Source organism: Klebsiella sp. GB_Kp047, assembly GCF_040065235.1.
GTDB classification, from domain to species: Bacteria; Pseudomonadota; Gammaproteobacteria; order Enterobacterales; family Enterobacteriaceae; genus Klebsiella; species Klebsiella quasipneumoniae.
Genome location: NZ_JBEAJG010000015.1, coordinates 1 through 13,496, shown reverse-complemented (window position 1 = coordinate 13,496; position 13,496 = coordinate 1). Strand labels below are relative to the sequence as shown.

The following is a 13,496-nucleotide window of genomic DNA, read 5'->3' as shown; positions in this document are numbered from 1 at the left end:
CATAGTGGCCCGTATAGCAGGCATTAACATTCCTGATCACAAACATACCGTAATCGCTTTAACCGCTATTTTCGGTATCGGCAAAACCCGTTCTAAAGCCATCTGCGCTGAAACGGGCATCGCTGAAAATGTTAAGATCAGTGAGCTGTCTGAAGAACAAATTGATATTCTGCGTGAAGCAGTAGGTAAATTTGTCGTTGAAGGTGATCTGCGCCGTGAAATCACCCTGAGCATCAAGCGTCTGATGGACCTTGGTTGCTACCGTGGTTTGCGTCATCGTCGTGGTCTCCCGGTTCGCGGTCAGCGTACCAAGACCAACGCACGTACCCGTAAGGGTCCGCGTAAACCGATCAAGAAATAATCGGGGTGATTGAATAATGGCAAAGGCACCAATTCGTGCACGTAAGCGTGTAAGAAAACAAGTCTCTGACGGCGTGGCTCATATCCATGCTTCTTTTAACAACACCATCGTTACCATTACTGATCGTCAGGGTAACGCACTGGGTTGGGCAACAGCCGGTGGTTCCGGTTTCCGTGGTTCTCGCAAATCCACTCCGTTCGCAGCTCAGGTTGCAGCAGAGCGTTGCGCAGAAGCCGTAAAAGAATACGGCATCAAGAATCTGGAAGTTATGGTCAAAGGTCCGGGTCCGGGTCGCGAATCTACCATTCGTGCACTGAACGCCGCTGGTTTCCGCATCACTAATATTACTGATGTGACTCCGATCCCTCATAACGGTTGTCGTCCGCCGAAAAAACGTCGCGTATAACGCTGCGTTTTCCAGGTTAGTTGGAGAAAGAAAATGGCAAGATATTTGGGTCCTAAGCTCAAGCTGAGCCGTCGTGAGGGCACCGACTTATTCCTTAAGTCTGGCGTTCGCGCGATCGATACCAAGTGTAAAATTGAACAAGCTCCTGGCCAGCACGGTGCGCGTAAGCCGCGTCTGTCTGACTATGGTGTGCAGTTGCGTGAAAAGCAAAAAGTTCGCCGTATGTACGGTGTGCTGGAGCGTCAGTTCCGTAACTACTATAAAGAAGCAGCACGTCTGAAAGGCAACACCGGTGAAAACCTGTTGGCTCTGCTGGAAGGTCGTCTGGACAACGTTGTATACCGTATGGGCTTCGGCGCCACTCGTGCTGAAGCACGCCAGCTGGTTAGCCACAAAGCGATTATGGTAAACGGTCGTGTTGTTAACATCGCTTCTTATCAGGTTAAAGCGAATGACGTTGTCAGCATTCGTGAGAAAGCGAAAAAGCAATCTCGCGTGAAAGCCGCTCTGGAGCTGGCTGAGCAGCGTGAAAAGCCAACCTGGCTGGAAGTTGATGCTGGCAAGATGGAAGGTACGTTCAAGCGTCAGCCGGAGCGTTCTGATCTGTCTGCGGACATTAACGAACACCTGATCGTCGAGCTTTACTCCAAGTAAAGCTTAGTACCAAAGAGAGGACACAATGCAGGGTTCTGTGACAGAGTTTCTAAAACCGCGCCTGGTCGATATCGAGCAAGTGAGTTCGACGCACGCCAAGGTGACCCTTGAGCCTTTAGAGCGTGGCTTCGGCCATACTCTGGGTAACGCACTGCGCCGTATTCTGCTCTCATCGATGCCGGGTTGCGCGGTGACCGAGGTTGAGATTGATGGTGTACTGCACGAGTACAGCACCAAAGAAGGCGTTCAGGAAGACATCCTTGAAATCCTGCTCAACCTGAAAGGGCTGGCGGTGAGAGTTCAGGGTAAAGATGAAGTCATCCTTACTTTGAATAAATCTGGCATTGGCCCTGTGACCGCAGCCGACATTACCCACGACGGTGATGTCGAAATCGTCAAGCCGCAGCACGTGATTTGCCACCTGACTGATGAGAACGCTGCTATCAGCATGCGTATCAAAGTTCAGCGCGGTCGCGGTTATGTGCCGGCTTCTGCCCGAATTCATTCGGAAGAAGATGAGCGCCCAATCGGCCGTCTGCTGGTCGACGCCTGCTACAGCCCTGTAGAGCGTATTGCCTACAATGTTGAAGCTGCGCGTGTAGAACAGCGTACCGACCTGGACAAGCTGGTCATCGAAATGGAAACCAACGGCACAATCGATCCTGAAGAGGCGATTCGTCGTGCGGCAACCATCCTGGCTGAACAACTGGAAGCTTTTGTTGACTTACGTGATGTACGTCAGCCAGAAGTGAAAGAAGAGAAACCAGAATTCGATCCGATCCTGCTGCGCCCTGTTGACGATCTGGAATTGACTGTCCGCTCTGCTAACTGCCTCAAGGCAGAAGCTATCCACTATATCGGTGATCTGGTACAGCGTACCGAGGTTGAGTTGCTGAAAACGCCGAACCTGGGTAAAAAATCTCTTACTGAGATTAAAGACGTGCTGGCTTCCCGTGGACTGTCTCTGGGCATGCGCCTGGAAAACTGGCCACCAGCAAGCATTGCTGACGAGTAACCGGATCACAGGTTAAGGTTTTACTGAGAAGGATAAGGTCATGCGCCATCGTAAGAGTGGTCGTCAACTGAACCGCAACAGCAGCCATCGCCAGGCTATGTTCCGTAACATGGCAGGTTCGCTGGTTCGTCATGAAATCATCAAGACGACCCTGCCGAAAGCGAAAGAACTGCGTCGCGTAGTTGAGCCGCTGATTACTCTTGCCAAGACTGATAGCGTTGCTAATCGTCGTCTGGCATTCGCCCGCACTCGTGACAACGAGATCGTGGCAAAACTGTTTAACGAGCTGGGCCCGCGTTTCGCGAGCCGCGCCGGTGGTTACACTCGCATTCTGAAGTGTGGCTTCCGTGCAGGCGACAACGCGCCGATGGCATACATCGAGCTGGTTGATCGTGCTGAGCCGAAAGCAGAAGCTGCTGCAGAGTAATCTGTAGTAACGTAAAAAAACCCGCCCCGGCGGGTTTTTTTATATCTACCTCATCCCCACTTCACTACAATATCTGTACTCTTTTTGTTCATCCCTCGGAGCCGTAGAATGTGGTTACTGGATCAGTGGGCAGAACGCCATATCCTTGATGCCCAAACCAAAGGCGAGTTCGATAATTTACCCGGTAGCGGCGAGCCGCTAACTCTCGATGACGATTCGCATGTACCGGCCGAGCTGCGGGCAGGCTATCGCCTTCTGAAGAATGCAGGGTGTCTTCCCCCGGAGCTGGAGCAGCGCAGAGAGGCGGTGGCTCTGGCAGACTTGCTTAAGGGTGTGCGTCAGGACGACCCGCGGCATGGCGAACTCAGCAAGCGCCTTGCTCTGCTCGAGCTTAAGCTGCGTCAGGCAGGACTGAACACCGACTTTTTACGCGGTGAGTACGCCGATGCGTTGCTGCATAAAATCAATCAGGAGTGAATATGTATCGTATTGGTGAGCTGGCAAAACTGGCTGATGTGACGCCAGATACCATCCGTTATTATGAAAAACAGCAAATGATGGATCATGACGTGCGCACTGAGGGGGGATTTCGTCTTTACTCGGATAACGATCTTCAGCGTCTGCGCTTTATTCGCTATGCCCGTCAGCTGGGCTTTACTCTGGAAGCGATCCGCGAATTATTGTCGATCCGTATCGATCCGGAACATCACACCTGTCAGGAGTCGAAAGGGATCGTTCAGGCGCGATTAAGCGAAGTTGAGGCGAGGATCAACGAGCTACAAACGATGCGTCGCTCTCTGCAACGGCTCAACGACGCCTGCTGCGGCACAGCTCACAGCAGCGTTTACTGTTCGATCCTCGAGGCCCTTGAGCAAGGCGCCAGTAACGGCAATGCCAGCCGTTGATTTTTTGTGCGCGCGGATCTACACTCGCGCGGAATTCACACATGTACTGGAGTTACTATGAGTCGCTATCAGCATACCAAAGGGCAAATTAAAGATAACGCCATTGAGGCACTTCTCCACGATCCATTATTCAGGCAGCGTGTAGAGAAGAACAAGAAAGGGAAGGGAAGCTATCAACGTAAAGATAAACATGCAGCAAGGATGGACCGGGAGGCCAGTGGCAAGCAAGCGAATCGCTTTTTTACCACTGGCCTTCTGCTTTCGCTGCTGATTAAGAACGCTTGTTTTGTTCTTTCAGCAGATCGCGAATTTCGCTCAGCAGTACTTCTTCTTTAGAGGGCGCTGGCGGTGCCGCCGGAGCCTCTTCTTTCTTGCGATTTAACTTATTCATCAGTTTAATCGCCATGAAAATGGCAAATGCGACAATGATGAAATCGAAAACGTTCTGAATAAACACCCCATAGTGCATCACCACTGCCGGTACATCACCCTGGGCATCGCGCAGCGTGACGGCAAACTGTTTAAAATCGATCCCGCCAATCAACAGGCCGAGCGGCGGCATAATAATATCCGCGACCAGCGACGAAACAATTTTACCGAATGCTGCGCCGATGATCACACCCACTGCCAAATCGACAACGTTCCCGCGCATCGCGAATTCGCGAAACTCTTTTAAAAAACTCATTTTATTCTCCTTGAGCCAGCTGACGTTGTAAGTTTAACAAATGTATTTTCATTTGCCATTCCCCGTAGAGCGTTACAGGAAAATATTAACCTTTGAATAATAAGGGATAATAAAAGGCGCCTGTTCGACGCCCTGGGAATTAGAGGAAGAAAGGACTTGGCTGGAACAGCCTTTCTACATCGGAAATAAACTTTTTATCAGTCAAAAACATGATCACATGATCGCCCTGCTCGATCCGCAGATTATTATTGGCGATCATCACGTCATTCCCACGCACGACGGCGCCAATGATCGTGCCTGGCGGAAGCTTGATCTCATCGATCGATCGCCCGACCACCCGCGAGGTGCTCTCATCGCCGTGTGCCACTGCTTCGATCGCTTCCGCAACGCCGCGGCGCAGGGAGGAGACGCCGACAATATCGGCTTTACGAACATGGCTGAGTAGGGCGGAAATCGTGGCCTGCTGAGGCGATATCGCGATATCGATGACGCTACCCTGAACCAGATCCACATAGGCTCTACGCTGGATCAGCACCATCACTTTTTTAGCCCCCATTCGCTTGGCCAGCATCGCAGACATGATGTTTGCTTCGTCATCGTTAGTGACGGCAATAAACAGGTCCACCTGGTCAATATGCTCTTCGGCCAGCAGCTCCTGATCCGATGCATCACCGTAGAAGACGATAGTATGCTGCAGTTTTTCTGCCAGCTCAGCGGCTCGCTGCTGATTGCGCTCAATAAGCTTAACGCTGTAGTCTTTTTCCAGCTTATGGGCCAGGCCCGCGCCAATATTGCCGCCGCCGACCAACATGATGCGTTTATAAGGCTTCTCCAGACGCTGGAGTTCGCTCATGACCGCCCTGATATGCTGCGAGGCGGCAATAAAGAAGACTTCATCGCCGGCCTCGACAATCGTCGAACCCTGTGGGCGAATGGGGCGATCGTGGCGGAAAATAGCGGCCACGCGCGTATCGATATGCGGCATATGCTCACGCATGGTGGACAATGCATTACCCACCAGCGGACCACCGTAATAGGCTTTCACCACGGCGAGGCTGACTTTCCCTTCCGCGAAGTTCACGACCTGCAGCGCGCCGGGATATTCTATCAGACGGTGAATATTGTCGATGACCAGCTGTTCCGGAGCGATTAAGTGATCGATGGGCACTGCTTCAGAATTGAAGAGCTTTTCCGCATCGCGGACGTAATCAGGCGCACGAATACGAGCAATACGGTTTGGCGTATTGAATAACGAATAGGCGACCTGGCAGGCCACCATGTTGGTTTCATCCGAACTGGTGACCGCCACCAGCATATCGGCATCATCGGCTCCTGCCTCGCGCAGTACGCGGGGGTGAGAACCGTGCCCCTGGACGACACGCAGGTCGAACTTATCCTGCAGGCTGCGCAGACGGTCGCCATTGGTATCAACCAGCGTAATATCATTGTTCTCGCCGACGAGGTTCTCCGCCAGCGTGCCGCCGACCTGGCCGGCGCCCAGAATAATAATCTTCATCTGCAGTGATCCATTAGTTGCGACGTTTGATTAGCTTAGCGTAAAAGAAGCCATCGCCTTCTTCCGCACCCGGCAGATTTTGCTGTCCCGGGCTTGCCGGCGTACCGGTTGCGTCAAGCTCCGCATCCGGGGTCCGCGCGAGGAAGGCGGCAATTTGCTGGCTATTCTCTTCCGGCAGAATAGAACAGGTAGCGTAAACCAACGTGCCGCCTGGTTTCAGATGCCCCCAGATGGCATTGAGGATCTCGGCCTGTAGCTGGGCTAAATCGGCGATATCCCGATCCCGGCGCAGCCATTTGATATCCGGATGGCGGCGAATAACACCGGTGGCGGAACAGGGGGCATCCAGCAGAATGCGATCGAACTGCTCGCTGCCACACCACTGCTCAGGGAAGCGACCATCGCCCTGTTTGACTTCGGCTTTCATGCCCAGCCGTTTCAGGTTGTCATAGACGCGGGAAAGACGCTGTTCATCAATGTCCACCGCCATGACCTCAGCCTGGGGAGCGACCTCCAGAATATGCGTCGTCTTGCCGCCCGGCGCAGCGCAGAGATCAAGAATGCGCTCGCCGTTTTCCGGCTGCAGATAGCGCATGCAGCCCTGGGCCGAGGCATCCTGAACGGTTACCCATCCTTCGGCAAAACCCGGCAACGTATGGACCGGGGCAGGGGTGGCCAGACGCACGGCGTCGGGATAGTCAGGGTGGGTGAAACCTTCTAAACCGGCCTCTTTAAGCAGAGCAAGCCATTCATCTCGGGAATGATGGTTGCGGTTAACGCGCAGCCACATCGGCGGGCGCTGGTTGTTAGCGTCGACAATCTCCTGCCAGTGTTGCGGCCAGGCCAGCTGCAGACGCTTCAGCAGCCATTTGGGATGAAGGTAGCGGTTTTCCTGCCCGGCGAATTCTGCCAGTAGCTCTTCCTGTTGGCGCTGAAACTGGCGTAACACCCCATTGATCAGCCCTTTAAGCTGCGGGCGCTTAATCGCCACCGCGCCTTCTACCGTTTCAGCCAGCGCGGCGTGTGGAGGGATGCGGGTGTAGAGTAACTGATAGAGCCCAACCATAATCAGAAAGTGCACGGTGCGCTGTTTGCCGGTCATCGGACGCGCCATCAGCTTGCTGATAAGCCACTCCAGCTGGCTGAGCGTACGCAGTACGCCAAAACACAGCTCCTGCAGCAGCGCTTTGTCTTTATCGCTGACTTTTTGCTGTAGAGGGGGCAGGACGTTGCTTAAAGACTGACCTTTTTCAACGACTTGCTCGATAGCCTGGGCGGCCAGGCTGCGTAAATTTATATTCTTTTTCATAAGCGCAAAAATAAAAATGCCCGGCGAACCCGGGCTTCAGAAGAGACGACCGTCAGGCGAGACGGGTGCCAGGCGTAAACCACTCCCGGCGGGAATTGAGTAAATCCTGGGCGCTCATCGCTTTTTTACCCGCAGGCTGTAGCGATTCCAGACTGAGGATCCCATCGCCTGTGGCGACCTGGATACCCTGTTTGGTTGCTGCCACGATAGTACCTGGTTCGGCATGTGCGGCTTCGGCAATGACCGATGCCCGCCACACTTTTAGCGGCTGCCCGTCAATTTCCAGCCAGCTCATTGGCCACGGATTAAAGGCGCGGATGCAGCGCTCCAGCTGTGCGGCGGAAAGCGACCAGTCGATGCGAGCTTCTTCTTTACTCAGCTTCTCGGCGTGGCACACCAGCGATTCATCCTGTACTTCAGGCTGTGCGGTGCCGTTGGCCAGCTGGGCCAAAGTTGCCAGCAGACCTTGAGGGCCGAGCTCGGCCAGCTTATCGTACAGGCTGCCGCTGGTATCCTCTGCGGTAATGGGGCAGGAAAGCTTATACAGCATATCACCCGTATCAAGGCCGACGTCCATCTGCATGATGGTTACGCCTGTTTCGCTATCCCCCGCCCACAGCGAACGCTGGATCGGCGCTGCGCCACGCCAGCGCGGCAGCAGGGAGCCGTGAACGTTGATACAGCCCAGACGGGGCATCTCCAGCACCGCTTTCGGCAGAATCAAACCGTACGCCACCACCACCATAATATCGGCGCCGAGATCGGCGACTAATTGTTGGTTGTCCTGCGGACGCAGGGAGGATGGCTGGAATACAGGTAAGTTATGGGCTTCAGCCAGCACCTTTACCGGGCTCGGCATCAATTTTTTGCCGCGGCCAGCAGGGCGGTCTGGCTGAGTGAATACGCCAACAACCTGATGTTCAGACGACAACAGCGCGTCAAGATGACGCGCTGCAAAATCGGGGGTGCCGGCGAAAATGATACGTAGTGATTGTGACACGGTATTCCTTGTTATCAGGCACGGGAACGTAAACGATCCAGTTTCTCAACCTTCTGACGAATGCGCTGTTGTTTGAGCGGTGACAGATAATCAATAAACAGTTTGCCGACCAGATGATCCATCTCATGCTGAATACAGATAGCCAGCAGGCCATCGGCCTCCAGTTCAAATGGCTTACCGTCGCGATCCAGCGCGCGGATCTTCACTTTTTCCGCACGCGGCACCAGGGCGCGCTGTTCCGGAATAGACAGGCAGCCTTCTTCAATGCCGGTTTCGCCATCTTTTTCCAGCAGCTCCGGGTTGATTAACACCAGCTGCTCTTCACGATTTTCCGACACATCAATAACGATAATGCGCTGATGGATATCGACCTGGGTCGCGGCCAGACCAATGCCCTCCTCAGCGTACATGGTGTCGAACATATCATCGACGATACGCTGAATTTCCGCATTCACTTCTTTGACCGGCTCGGCGACTTTGCGAAGGCGCTCGTCCGGAATATGTAACACTTGCAAAACTGCCATAAAGTTCCAGAGTCGTATTCAGGAGTTGATAAGATTATTAGCTCTATTCTAGACAAAACACCCTGCAATTGACAGTCTCACTGTCCAATCGCAAAGATTGTCAATACCGCTTATGGCAGGGGGTAAGGATGACGCCCGACGAGATTTGGCTGCGGCTGATGAAGGTCAGTAGCTTGTATGGCGACAGGATGGTAGAGATCGCTCAGCGCTTATGCGCAGCCGCCAGCGTTGATCATGAAGCGCTGCATGCCGTCGGGATGACCGCGGCGCAGGCAACGTTATTTTTTCGGCTTGACGGGCGTGAGCTTGACGAGACGCGGCGCTGGCTGGAGCACCCGGAACATCATCTGTTACTGGCCGACGATCCACGCTTTCCGCCGCGGCTAAGGGCCATCGTTGATTATCCCGGCGCGTTGCTGGTCAGCGGCGATCCCGCTCTGCTTCACAGCGCGCAGCTTGCCGTTATTGGCAGTCGCTTGCATTCCTGGTATGGCGCTCGCTGGGGGAAGCTGTTCAGCGAAACGTTGGCGCGTAAAGGGATAACTATCACCAGTGGGTTGGCGTTAGGCATTGATGGCGTCGCGCATCGCGGCGCGCTCGCGGCCGAGGGCAAAACCATCGCGGTACTGGGCAACGGACTGGGCCAGGTTTATCCGCGGCGCCATGCGAGCCTCGCCCAGCAGATCGTCGATAATGGCGGTGCGCTGGTGTCTGAATTTCCACTTATAACGCCGCCGCTTCCCGCGCATTTCCCCAGACGCAACCGGATTATCAGCGGCCTGAGCCTGGGCGTGCTGGTGGTTGAGGCGGCATTGAGAAGCGGTTCGCTGGTTACCGTCCGCTGTGCTCTGGAACAGGGAAGGGATGTGTTTGCCCTGCCTGGGCCGATAAGCAATCCGGGATCGGAAGGCCCACACTGGTTAATTAAGCAAGGCGCGGTGCCGGTGACCTCGCCAGAGGATATTGTGGAATACTGGCACAACGAGCTGGCCTGGCTAACTGATACGTCTGATTCGATAAATAATTGCGCCGATCAGCCGTCTGTAGCATTGCCATTTCCGGAGCTCCTGGCTAACGTAGGAGATGAGGTAACACCTGTTGACGTTGTCGCTGAACGTGCCGGCCAATCTGTGCCAGTAACCGTAGCTCAGCTACTTGAACTGGAGTTAGCAGGCTGGATCGCAGCTGTACCCGGCGGCTATGTCCGATTAAGGAGGGCAAGCCATGTTCGACGTACTCATGTATTTGTTTGAAACTTACATCCATAGCGAAGCAGAAATGCGCGTGGATCAGGACAAACTGACGCGGGATCTTACCGACGCAGGTTTTGAGCGGGAAGATATCTATAACGCGTTAATGTGGCTCGAGAAACTGGCTGATTATCAGGAAGGTCTCGTTGAACCCATGCAGCTCGCTTCCGACCCGCTGTCGCTTCGGGTATATACCGAAGAGGAGTGCCAGCGTCTGGACGCCAGTTGCCGGGGGTTTTTACTCTTCCTCGAGCAGATTCAGGTGTTGAACCTCGAAACGCGAGAAATGGTGATAGAGCGCGTACTGGCGCTGGATACGGCAGAATTTGAGCTGGAGGACCTGAAATGGGTCATCCTGATGGTACTGTTCAATATTCCGGGCTGTGAAAACGCCTATCAGCAAATGGAAGAATTACTCTTCGAAGTAAATGAAGGTATGCTGCATTAATCTTTTTGCAGCAACATCGAGTTGTTATGACCAAATCAGCACTGTTTTCGGTGCGTAAAAATGAGCCCTGCCCACAGTGCGGGGCTGAACTGGTGATCCGTTCCGGGAAACATGGCCCGTTTCTCGGCTGTTCGCATTATCCGGACTGTGACTATATCCGTCCCCTGAAAAGTCAGGCTGACGGGCATGTCGTTAAGGTGCTGGAGGGGCAAGTATGCCCATCGTGCGGCGCGGTTATGGTGCTACGTCAGGGGCGTTTTGGGATGTTCATTGGCTGTAGCCACTATCCGGAATGCGAACATACTGAGGTAATTGATAAACCAGATGAGACGGCTATTGCTTGCCCGCAGTGCGGACAAGGCCATCTGGTCCAGCGTCGTTCCCGTTTCGGTAAAACCTTTCACTCCTGCGATCGCTATCCTGATTGCCAGTTCGTTATCAATTTTAAACCGGTGGCGGGCGAATGCCCTGAATGCCATTACCCGCTGTTAATAGAAAAGAAGACGGCGCAGGGGCTCAGACGCTTCTGTGCCAGTAAACAATGTGGAAAGCCGATCCCGGCGGAATAAATCAGTGAACAATAACCTGCCCTCAGAAGCCGTCGCCCATGCCGTGGCGGTCCTGAATAATGAACATGTCATCGCCTATCCCACGGAAGCCGTTTTTGGCGTCGGCTGCGACCCTGACAGCGAAACGGCCGTTATGCGTCTGCTGGAGCTGAAGCAGCGTCCTGTTGAGAAGGGATTGATCCTTATCGCCGCTAGCTTTGAGCAACTCAAGCCATATATTGATGATTCACGGTTAAGTGATTCGCAGCGGGCAGCGATCTTTTCCTGCTGGCCAGGACCGGTGACGTTTGTATTCCCGGCGCGTCCTGAAACACCACGCTGGCTGACTGGTCGTTTTGATTCGCTGGCTGTACGCGTGACCAACCATCCGCTGGTGATTGAATTGTGCGAAGCCTACGGAAAACCGCTGGTCTCGACGAGCGCCAATCTCACCGGGCAACCGCCTTGCCGCACCACCGCAGAAGTCCGTGCTCAGTTTGGTGACAGCTTCCCGGTCGTGGATGGCGCTACGGGCGGACGGCAAAATCCATCTGAAATACGTGATGCCCTGACGGGTGAACTGTTCCGCCAGGGGTGAACCATGGAAACCTATGCTGTTTTTGGTAATCCGATCGCGCACAGCAAGTCGCCTTCTATTCACCAGCTGTTTGCCTGCCAGTTAGGGATTATCCATCCTTATGGACGTGTGCTAGCGCCGCTGGACGATTTTGTCTCTTCTCTCAATCAGTTTTTTGCGCAGGGAGGAAAGGGCGCCAATGTTACTGTTCCTTTTAAAGAAGAAGCTTTTGCGCGCGCGGATGAACTGACAGAACGCGCTGCGCTGGCGGGAGCGGTGAATACCCTGAAACGTCTCGAAGACGGGCGTTTGCTGGGCGACAACACGGACGGTATTGGTCTGCTGAGCGATCTGGAGCGTCTGGGATTCATTAAGCCACGCCAGCGGATCCTGCTTATCGGTGCCGGTGGCGCATCGCGTGGGGTGCTGCTGCCGCTGCTGTCGCTGGGATGTGCCGTCACGATCGTCAATCGCACCTACGCTCGTGCCCATGAGTTAGCCACGCTCTTCGCTCATACCGGCAGCGTCAGCGCAAGGGAGATGGATACCTTATCCGGGGAAACATTCGATCTGATCATCAATGCGACGTCCAGTGGAATAGACGGTGATGTACCGGCTATCCCGGCATCTGTTGTCAACGCTGACGTGTATTGCTATGACATGTTCTACCAGAAAGGGCCGACACCGTTTCTTCACTGGTGCCAGCAGCATGGCGCAACCCACTGTGCTGACGGGCTGGGAATGCTGGTGGCGCAAGCCGCCCATGCCGTTCTGCTATGGCACGGCGTCCTGCCGGCTATCACCCCGGTTATAGAAAGGCTGCAACAGGAACTGAATGCATGAATCAGGCGATTCAGTTTCCCGATCGGGAATCATGGGATGCCGAACGGCAGGGCGTGGTGTTTCCCGCGCTGGTTAATGGGATGCAATTAACCTGCGCAATTTCAGGGCAGATCCTGCAGCAGCGTTTTGGCGCAGAGGGGCCAGCGCAGTGGCTGGCCGCATTCCAGAAACATCGTTGGGATCTTGAGGAAGAGGCAGAGGCATTGATCCGCGATAATCAGGAGGATGCTCAGGGTTGGGTCTGGCTCTCCTGATCCAGATATTCATCTTTCCATTTCACATAGTTATTTGCTGAATACTTAAGGCCTTCCCGCTCCGCCTCTGTCAGGGGGCGGATCTGTTTGACCGGATTGCCAAAGTAAAGGAAGCCGCTTTCCAGCTGTTTGTTCTGTGGTACCAGACTTCCCGCGCCAATCATGACGTCATCGCCAACGACGACACCATCTAATAAGATCGAACCCATACCAACCAGTACGCGGTTGCCGATAGTGCAGCCGTGCAGCATCACTTTGTGGCCAACCGTCACATCCTCTCCAATGATCAGTGGATTTCCCTCAGGCTTGTAAGAGGATTTATGGGTCACGTGTAGAACGCTGCCGTCCTGAATATTGCTGCGTTGACCTATCGATACATAGTTGACGTCGCCGCGAATGGCTACCAGAGGCCAGACGCTGACGTCATCGGCAATTCTGACATCACCGATGACGACGCTGGATGCGTCAATCATGACGCGAAGACCGATTTGCGGGAAAAATGCTTTATAGGGGCGCAGTTGAGCAGACATGTTGACCTCAAAAATACGGGAGCGTAAGAAGACTTTGGTGGCTTTGCAACCCCTGAAAACGGTGAAAATTGAGCAAATCGTGCAATTACACGGCGAAAAGGGTGAAAAATCACCATTCAGAAAAAAAGATCGAAAAAAGGCTTGTGCAAAAAAATGGGATCCCTATAATGCGCACCCACTGACACGGCAGATGTGAATCACTTCACACAAACAGCCGGTTCGGTTGAAGAGAAAAATCCTGAAA

Annotated in this window: 21 protein-coding genes; 15 read left to right on the top strand and 6 right to left on the bottom strand. The window is 53.9% G+C overall.

Features of this window, described 5'->3' with window-relative positions; all coding sequences use genetic code 11:
• Nucleotides 1–4: 4 nt before the first annotated feature.
• The 8 genes from rpsM (at nt 5) to ABLV76_RS07965 (ending at nt 4,104) form a co-directional block, all read left to right on the top strand.
• Entirely contained in the window at nt 5–361 is a 357-nt protein-coding gene (gene rpsM, locus ABLV76_RS08000) for a 30S ribosomal protein S13 (RefSeq protein ID WP_002919259.1), read from the top strand.
• A 16-nt stretch (nt 362–377) separates the two neighbouring features.
• Entirely contained in the window at nt 378–767 is a 390-nt protein-coding gene (rpsK, locus tag ABLV76_RS07995; RefSeq protein ID WP_002919257.1) for a 30S ribosomal protein S11, read from the top strand.
• A gap of 33 nt (nt 768–800) precedes the next feature.
• On the top strand, nt 801–1,421 hold the full coding sequence (gene rpsD, locus ABLV76_RS07990) for a 30S ribosomal protein S4 (RefSeq protein ID WP_002919224.1): 621 nt from the start codon (nt 801–803) through the stop codon (nt 1,419–1,421).
• A 25-nt stretch (nt 1,422–1,446) separates the two neighbouring features.
• Nucleotides 1,447–2,436: a DNA-directed RNA polymerase subunit alpha gene (gene rpoA / locus ABLV76_RS07985; protein WP_002919219.1), complete on the top strand. Its 990-nt coding sequence runs from the start codon at nt 1,447–1,449 to the stop codon at nt 2,434–2,436.
• 40 nt (nt 2,437–2,476) lie between these two features.
• Nucleotides 2,477–2,863, top strand: coding sequence for a 50S ribosomal protein L17 (rplQ, locus tag ABLV76_RS07980; RefSeq protein WP_002919206.1), 387 nt, complete (start codon nt 2,477–2,479; stop codon nt 2,861–2,863).
• A gap of 108 nt (nt 2,864–2,971) precedes the next feature.
• Nucleotides 2,972–3,340 carry a DUF1992 domain-containing protein gene (locus ABLV76_RS07975; protein WP_043523054.1) on the top strand — a complete coding sequence of 123 codons (369 nt, stop codon included), beginning with the start codon at nt 2,972–2,974 and terminating at the stop codon, nt 3,338–3,340.
• A 2-nt stretch (nt 3,341–3,342) separates the two neighbouring features.
• Nucleotides 3,343–3,768 carry a Zn(2+)-responsive transcriptional regulator gene (gene zntR, locus ABLV76_RS07970; RefSeq protein WP_004206796.1) on the top strand — a complete coding sequence of 142 codons (426 nt, stop codon included), beginning with the start codon at nt 3,343–3,345 and terminating at the stop codon, nt 3,766–3,768.
• A gap of 57 nt (nt 3,769–3,825) precedes the next feature.
• The gene (locus ABLV76_RS07965) at nt 3,826–4,104 is read left to right on the top strand and encodes a ribosome alternative rescue factor ArfA (protein WP_072060957.1); all 279 of its coding nucleotides are present in this window, start codon (nt 3,826–3,828) and stop codon (nt 4,102–4,104) included.
• On the opposite strand, the gene mscL is transcribed toward ABLV76_RS07965, so the two are convergent.
• From mscL to def, 5 genes are all read right to left on the bottom strand, one after another.
• The gene (gene mscL, locus ABLV76_RS07960) at nt 4,040–4,453 is read right to left on the bottom strand and encodes a large-conductance mechanosensitive channel protein MscL (RefSeq protein WP_004206799.1); all 414 of its coding nucleotides are present in this window, start codon (nt 4,451–4,453) and stop codon (nt 4,040–4,042) included. The genes ABLV76_RS07965 and mscL overlap by 65 nt on opposite strands.
• 139 nt (nt 4,454–4,592) lie before the next feature.
• Nucleotides 4,593–5,969, bottom strand: coding sequence for a Trk system potassium transporter TrkA (gene trkA / locus ABLV76_RS07955; protein WP_002919153.1), 1,377 nt, complete (start codon nt 5,967–5,969; stop codon nt 4,593–4,595).
• Nucleotides 5,970–5,982: 13 nt separating this feature from the next.
• Complete coding sequence (rsmB, locus tag ABLV76_RS07950; protein WP_064190163.1) at nt 5,983–7,278, bottom strand: 16S rRNA (cytosine(967)-C(5))-methyltransferase RsmB; 1,296 nt, start codon at nt 7,276–7,278, stop codon at nt 5,983–5,985.
• Between the two features lie 52 nt (nt 7,279–7,330).
• Nucleotides 7,331–8,278, bottom strand: a complete 948-nt coding sequence (gene fmt / locus ABLV76_RS07945) for a methionyl-tRNA formyltransferase (RefSeq protein ID WP_017900611.1) — start codon at nt 8,276–8,278, stop codon at nt 7,331–7,333.
• Between the two features lie 14 nt (nt 8,279–8,292).
• Complete coding sequence (def, locus tag ABLV76_RS07940) at nt 8,293–8,802, bottom strand: peptide deformylase (protein ID WP_004206802.1); 510 nt, start codon at nt 8,800–8,802, stop codon at nt 8,293–8,295.
• A gap of 128 nt (nt 8,803–8,930) precedes the next feature.
• On the opposite strand from def, the gene dprA reads away from it, so the two are divergent.
• The 6 genes from dprA to ABLV76_RS07910 are packed head-to-tail and all read left to right on the top strand — an operon-like array spanning nt 8,931 to nt 12,722.
• A complete protein-coding gene (gene dprA, locus ABLV76_RS07935; RefSeq protein ID WP_135683968.1) occupies nt 8,931–10,055 on the top strand; it encodes a DNA-protecting protein DprA in 1,125 nt (374 codons plus the stop codon).
• Complete coding sequence (smg, locus tag ABLV76_RS07930) at nt 10,027–10,500, top strand: DUF494 family protein Smg (RefSeq protein WP_002919137.1); 474 nt, start codon at nt 10,027–10,029, stop codon at nt 10,498–10,500. The genes dprA and smg overlap by 29 nt, the downstream gene beginning before the upstream one ends.
• 26 nt (nt 10,501–10,526) lie before the next feature.
• Nucleotides 10,527–11,069 carry a type I DNA topoisomerase gene (locus tag ABLV76_RS07925; protein ID WP_017900613.1) on the top strand — a complete coding sequence of 181 codons (543 nt, stop codon included), beginning with the start codon at nt 10,527–10,529 and terminating at the stop codon, nt 11,067–11,069.
• A 4-nt stretch (nt 11,070–11,073) separates the two neighbouring features.
• The gene (tsaC, locus tag ABLV76_RS07920; protein WP_004206805.1) at nt 11,074–11,646 is read left to right on the top strand and encodes an L-threonylcarbamoyladenylate synthase type 1 TsaC; all 573 of its coding nucleotides are present in this window, start codon (nt 11,074–11,076) and stop codon (nt 11,644–11,646) included.
• Between the two features lie 3 nt (nt 11,647–11,649).
• A complete protein-coding gene (aroE, locus tag ABLV76_RS07915) occupies nt 11,650–12,468 on the top strand; it encodes a shikimate dehydrogenase (RefSeq protein ID WP_049093771.1) in 819 nt (272 codons plus the stop codon).
• Nucleotides 12,465–12,722, top strand: a complete 258-nt coding sequence (locus ABLV76_RS07910) for a DUF1488 domain-containing protein (RefSeq protein WP_004206807.1) — start codon at nt 12,465–12,467, stop codon at nt 12,720–12,722. Before aroE ends, ABLV76_RS07910 begins: the two co-directional genes overlap by 4 nt.
• Here the strand turns inward: ABLV76_RS07910 and ABLV76_RS07905 are convergent.
• Complete coding sequence (locus ABLV76_RS07905) at nt 12,698–13,252, bottom strand: gamma carbonic anhydrase family protein (RefSeq protein ID WP_023319228.1); 555 nt, start codon at nt 13,250–13,252, stop codon at nt 12,698–12,700. The two genes, ABLV76_RS07910 and ABLV76_RS07905, sit on opposite strands and share 25 nt — an antisense overlap.
• Between ABLV76_RS07905 and ABLV76_RS07900 the strand changes: the two genes are divergently transcribed.
• Complete coding sequence (locus tag ABLV76_RS07900) at nt 13,251–13,448, top strand: hypothetical protein (protein ID WP_348878270.1); 198 nt, start codon at nt 13,251–13,253, stop codon at nt 13,446–13,448. The genes ABLV76_RS07905 and ABLV76_RS07900 overlap by 2 nt on opposite strands.
• Nucleotides 13,449–13,496: the final 48 nt, after the last annotated feature.

Bases quoted from the DNA above. Each gene is read 5' to 3' on its own strand.
- ABLV76_RS07905 (WP_023319228.1), bottom strand. From the start codon at position 13,252: ATGTCTGCTCAACTGCGCCCCTATAAAGCATTTTTCCCGCAAATCGGT.
- ABLV76_RS07975 (WP_043523054.1), top strand. From the start codon at position 2,972: ATGTGGTTACTGGATCAGTGGGCAGAACGCCATATCCTTGATGCCCAA.
- rplQ (WP_002919206.1), top strand. From the start codon at position 2,477: ATGCGCCATCGTAAGAGTGGTCGTCAACTGAACCGCAACAGCAGCCAT.
- zntR (WP_004206796.1), top strand. From the start codon at position 3,343: ATGTATCGTATTGGTGAGCTGGCAAAACTGGCTGATGTGACGCCAGAT.
- def (WP_004206802.1), bottom strand. From the start codon at position 8,802: ATGGCAGTTTTGCAAGTGTTACATATTCCGGACGAGCGCCTTCGCAAA.
- ABLV76_RS07965 (WP_072060957.1), top strand. From the start codon at position 3,826: ATGAGTCGCTATCAGCATACCAAAGGGCAAATTAAAGATAACGCCATT.
- trkA (WP_002919153.1), bottom strand. From the start codon at position 5,969: ATGAAGATTATTATTCTGGGCGCCGGCCAGGTCGGCGGCACGCTGGCG.
- rpoA (WP_002919219.1), top strand. From the start codon at position 1,447: ATGCAGGGTTCTGTGACAGAGTTTCTAAAACCGCGCCTGGTCGATATC.
- rpsK (WP_002919257.1), top strand. From the start codon at position 378: ATGGCAAAGGCACCAATTCGTGCACGTAAGCGTGTAAGAAAACAAGTC.
- ABLV76_RS07925 (WP_017900613.1), top strand. From the start codon at position 10,527: ATGACCAAATCAGCACTGTTTTCGGTGCGTAAAAATGAGCCCTGCCCA.
- rsmB (WP_064190163.1), bottom strand. From the start codon at position 7,278: ATGAAAAAGAATATAAATTTACGCAGCCTGGCCGCCCAGGCTATCGAG.
- rpsD (WP_002919224.1), top strand. From the start codon at position 801: ATGGCAAGATATTTGGGTCCTAAGCTCAAGCTGAGCCGTCGTGAGGGC.
- ABLV76_RS07900 (WP_348878270.1), top strand. From the start codon at position 13,251: ATGTTGACCTCAAAAATACGGGAGCGTAAGAAGACTTTGGTGGCTTTG.
- aroE (WP_049093771.1), top strand. From the start codon at position 11,650: ATGGAAACCTATGCTGTTTTTGGTAATCCGATCGCGCACAGCAAGTCG.
- smg (WP_002919137.1), top strand. From the start codon at position 10,027: ATGTTCGACGTACTCATGTATTTGTTTGAAACTTACATCCATAGCGAA.
- mscL (WP_004206799.1), bottom strand. From the start codon at position 4,453: ATGAGTTTTTTAAAAGAGTTTCGCGAATTCGCGATGCGCGGGAACGTT.
- dprA (WP_135683968.1), top strand. From the start codon at position 8,931: ATGACGCCCGACGAGATTTGGCTGCGGCTGATGAAGGTCAGTAGCTTG.
- ABLV76_RS07910 (WP_004206807.1), top strand. From the start codon at position 12,465: ATGAATCAGGCGATTCAGTTTCCCGATCGGGAATCATGGGATGCCGAA.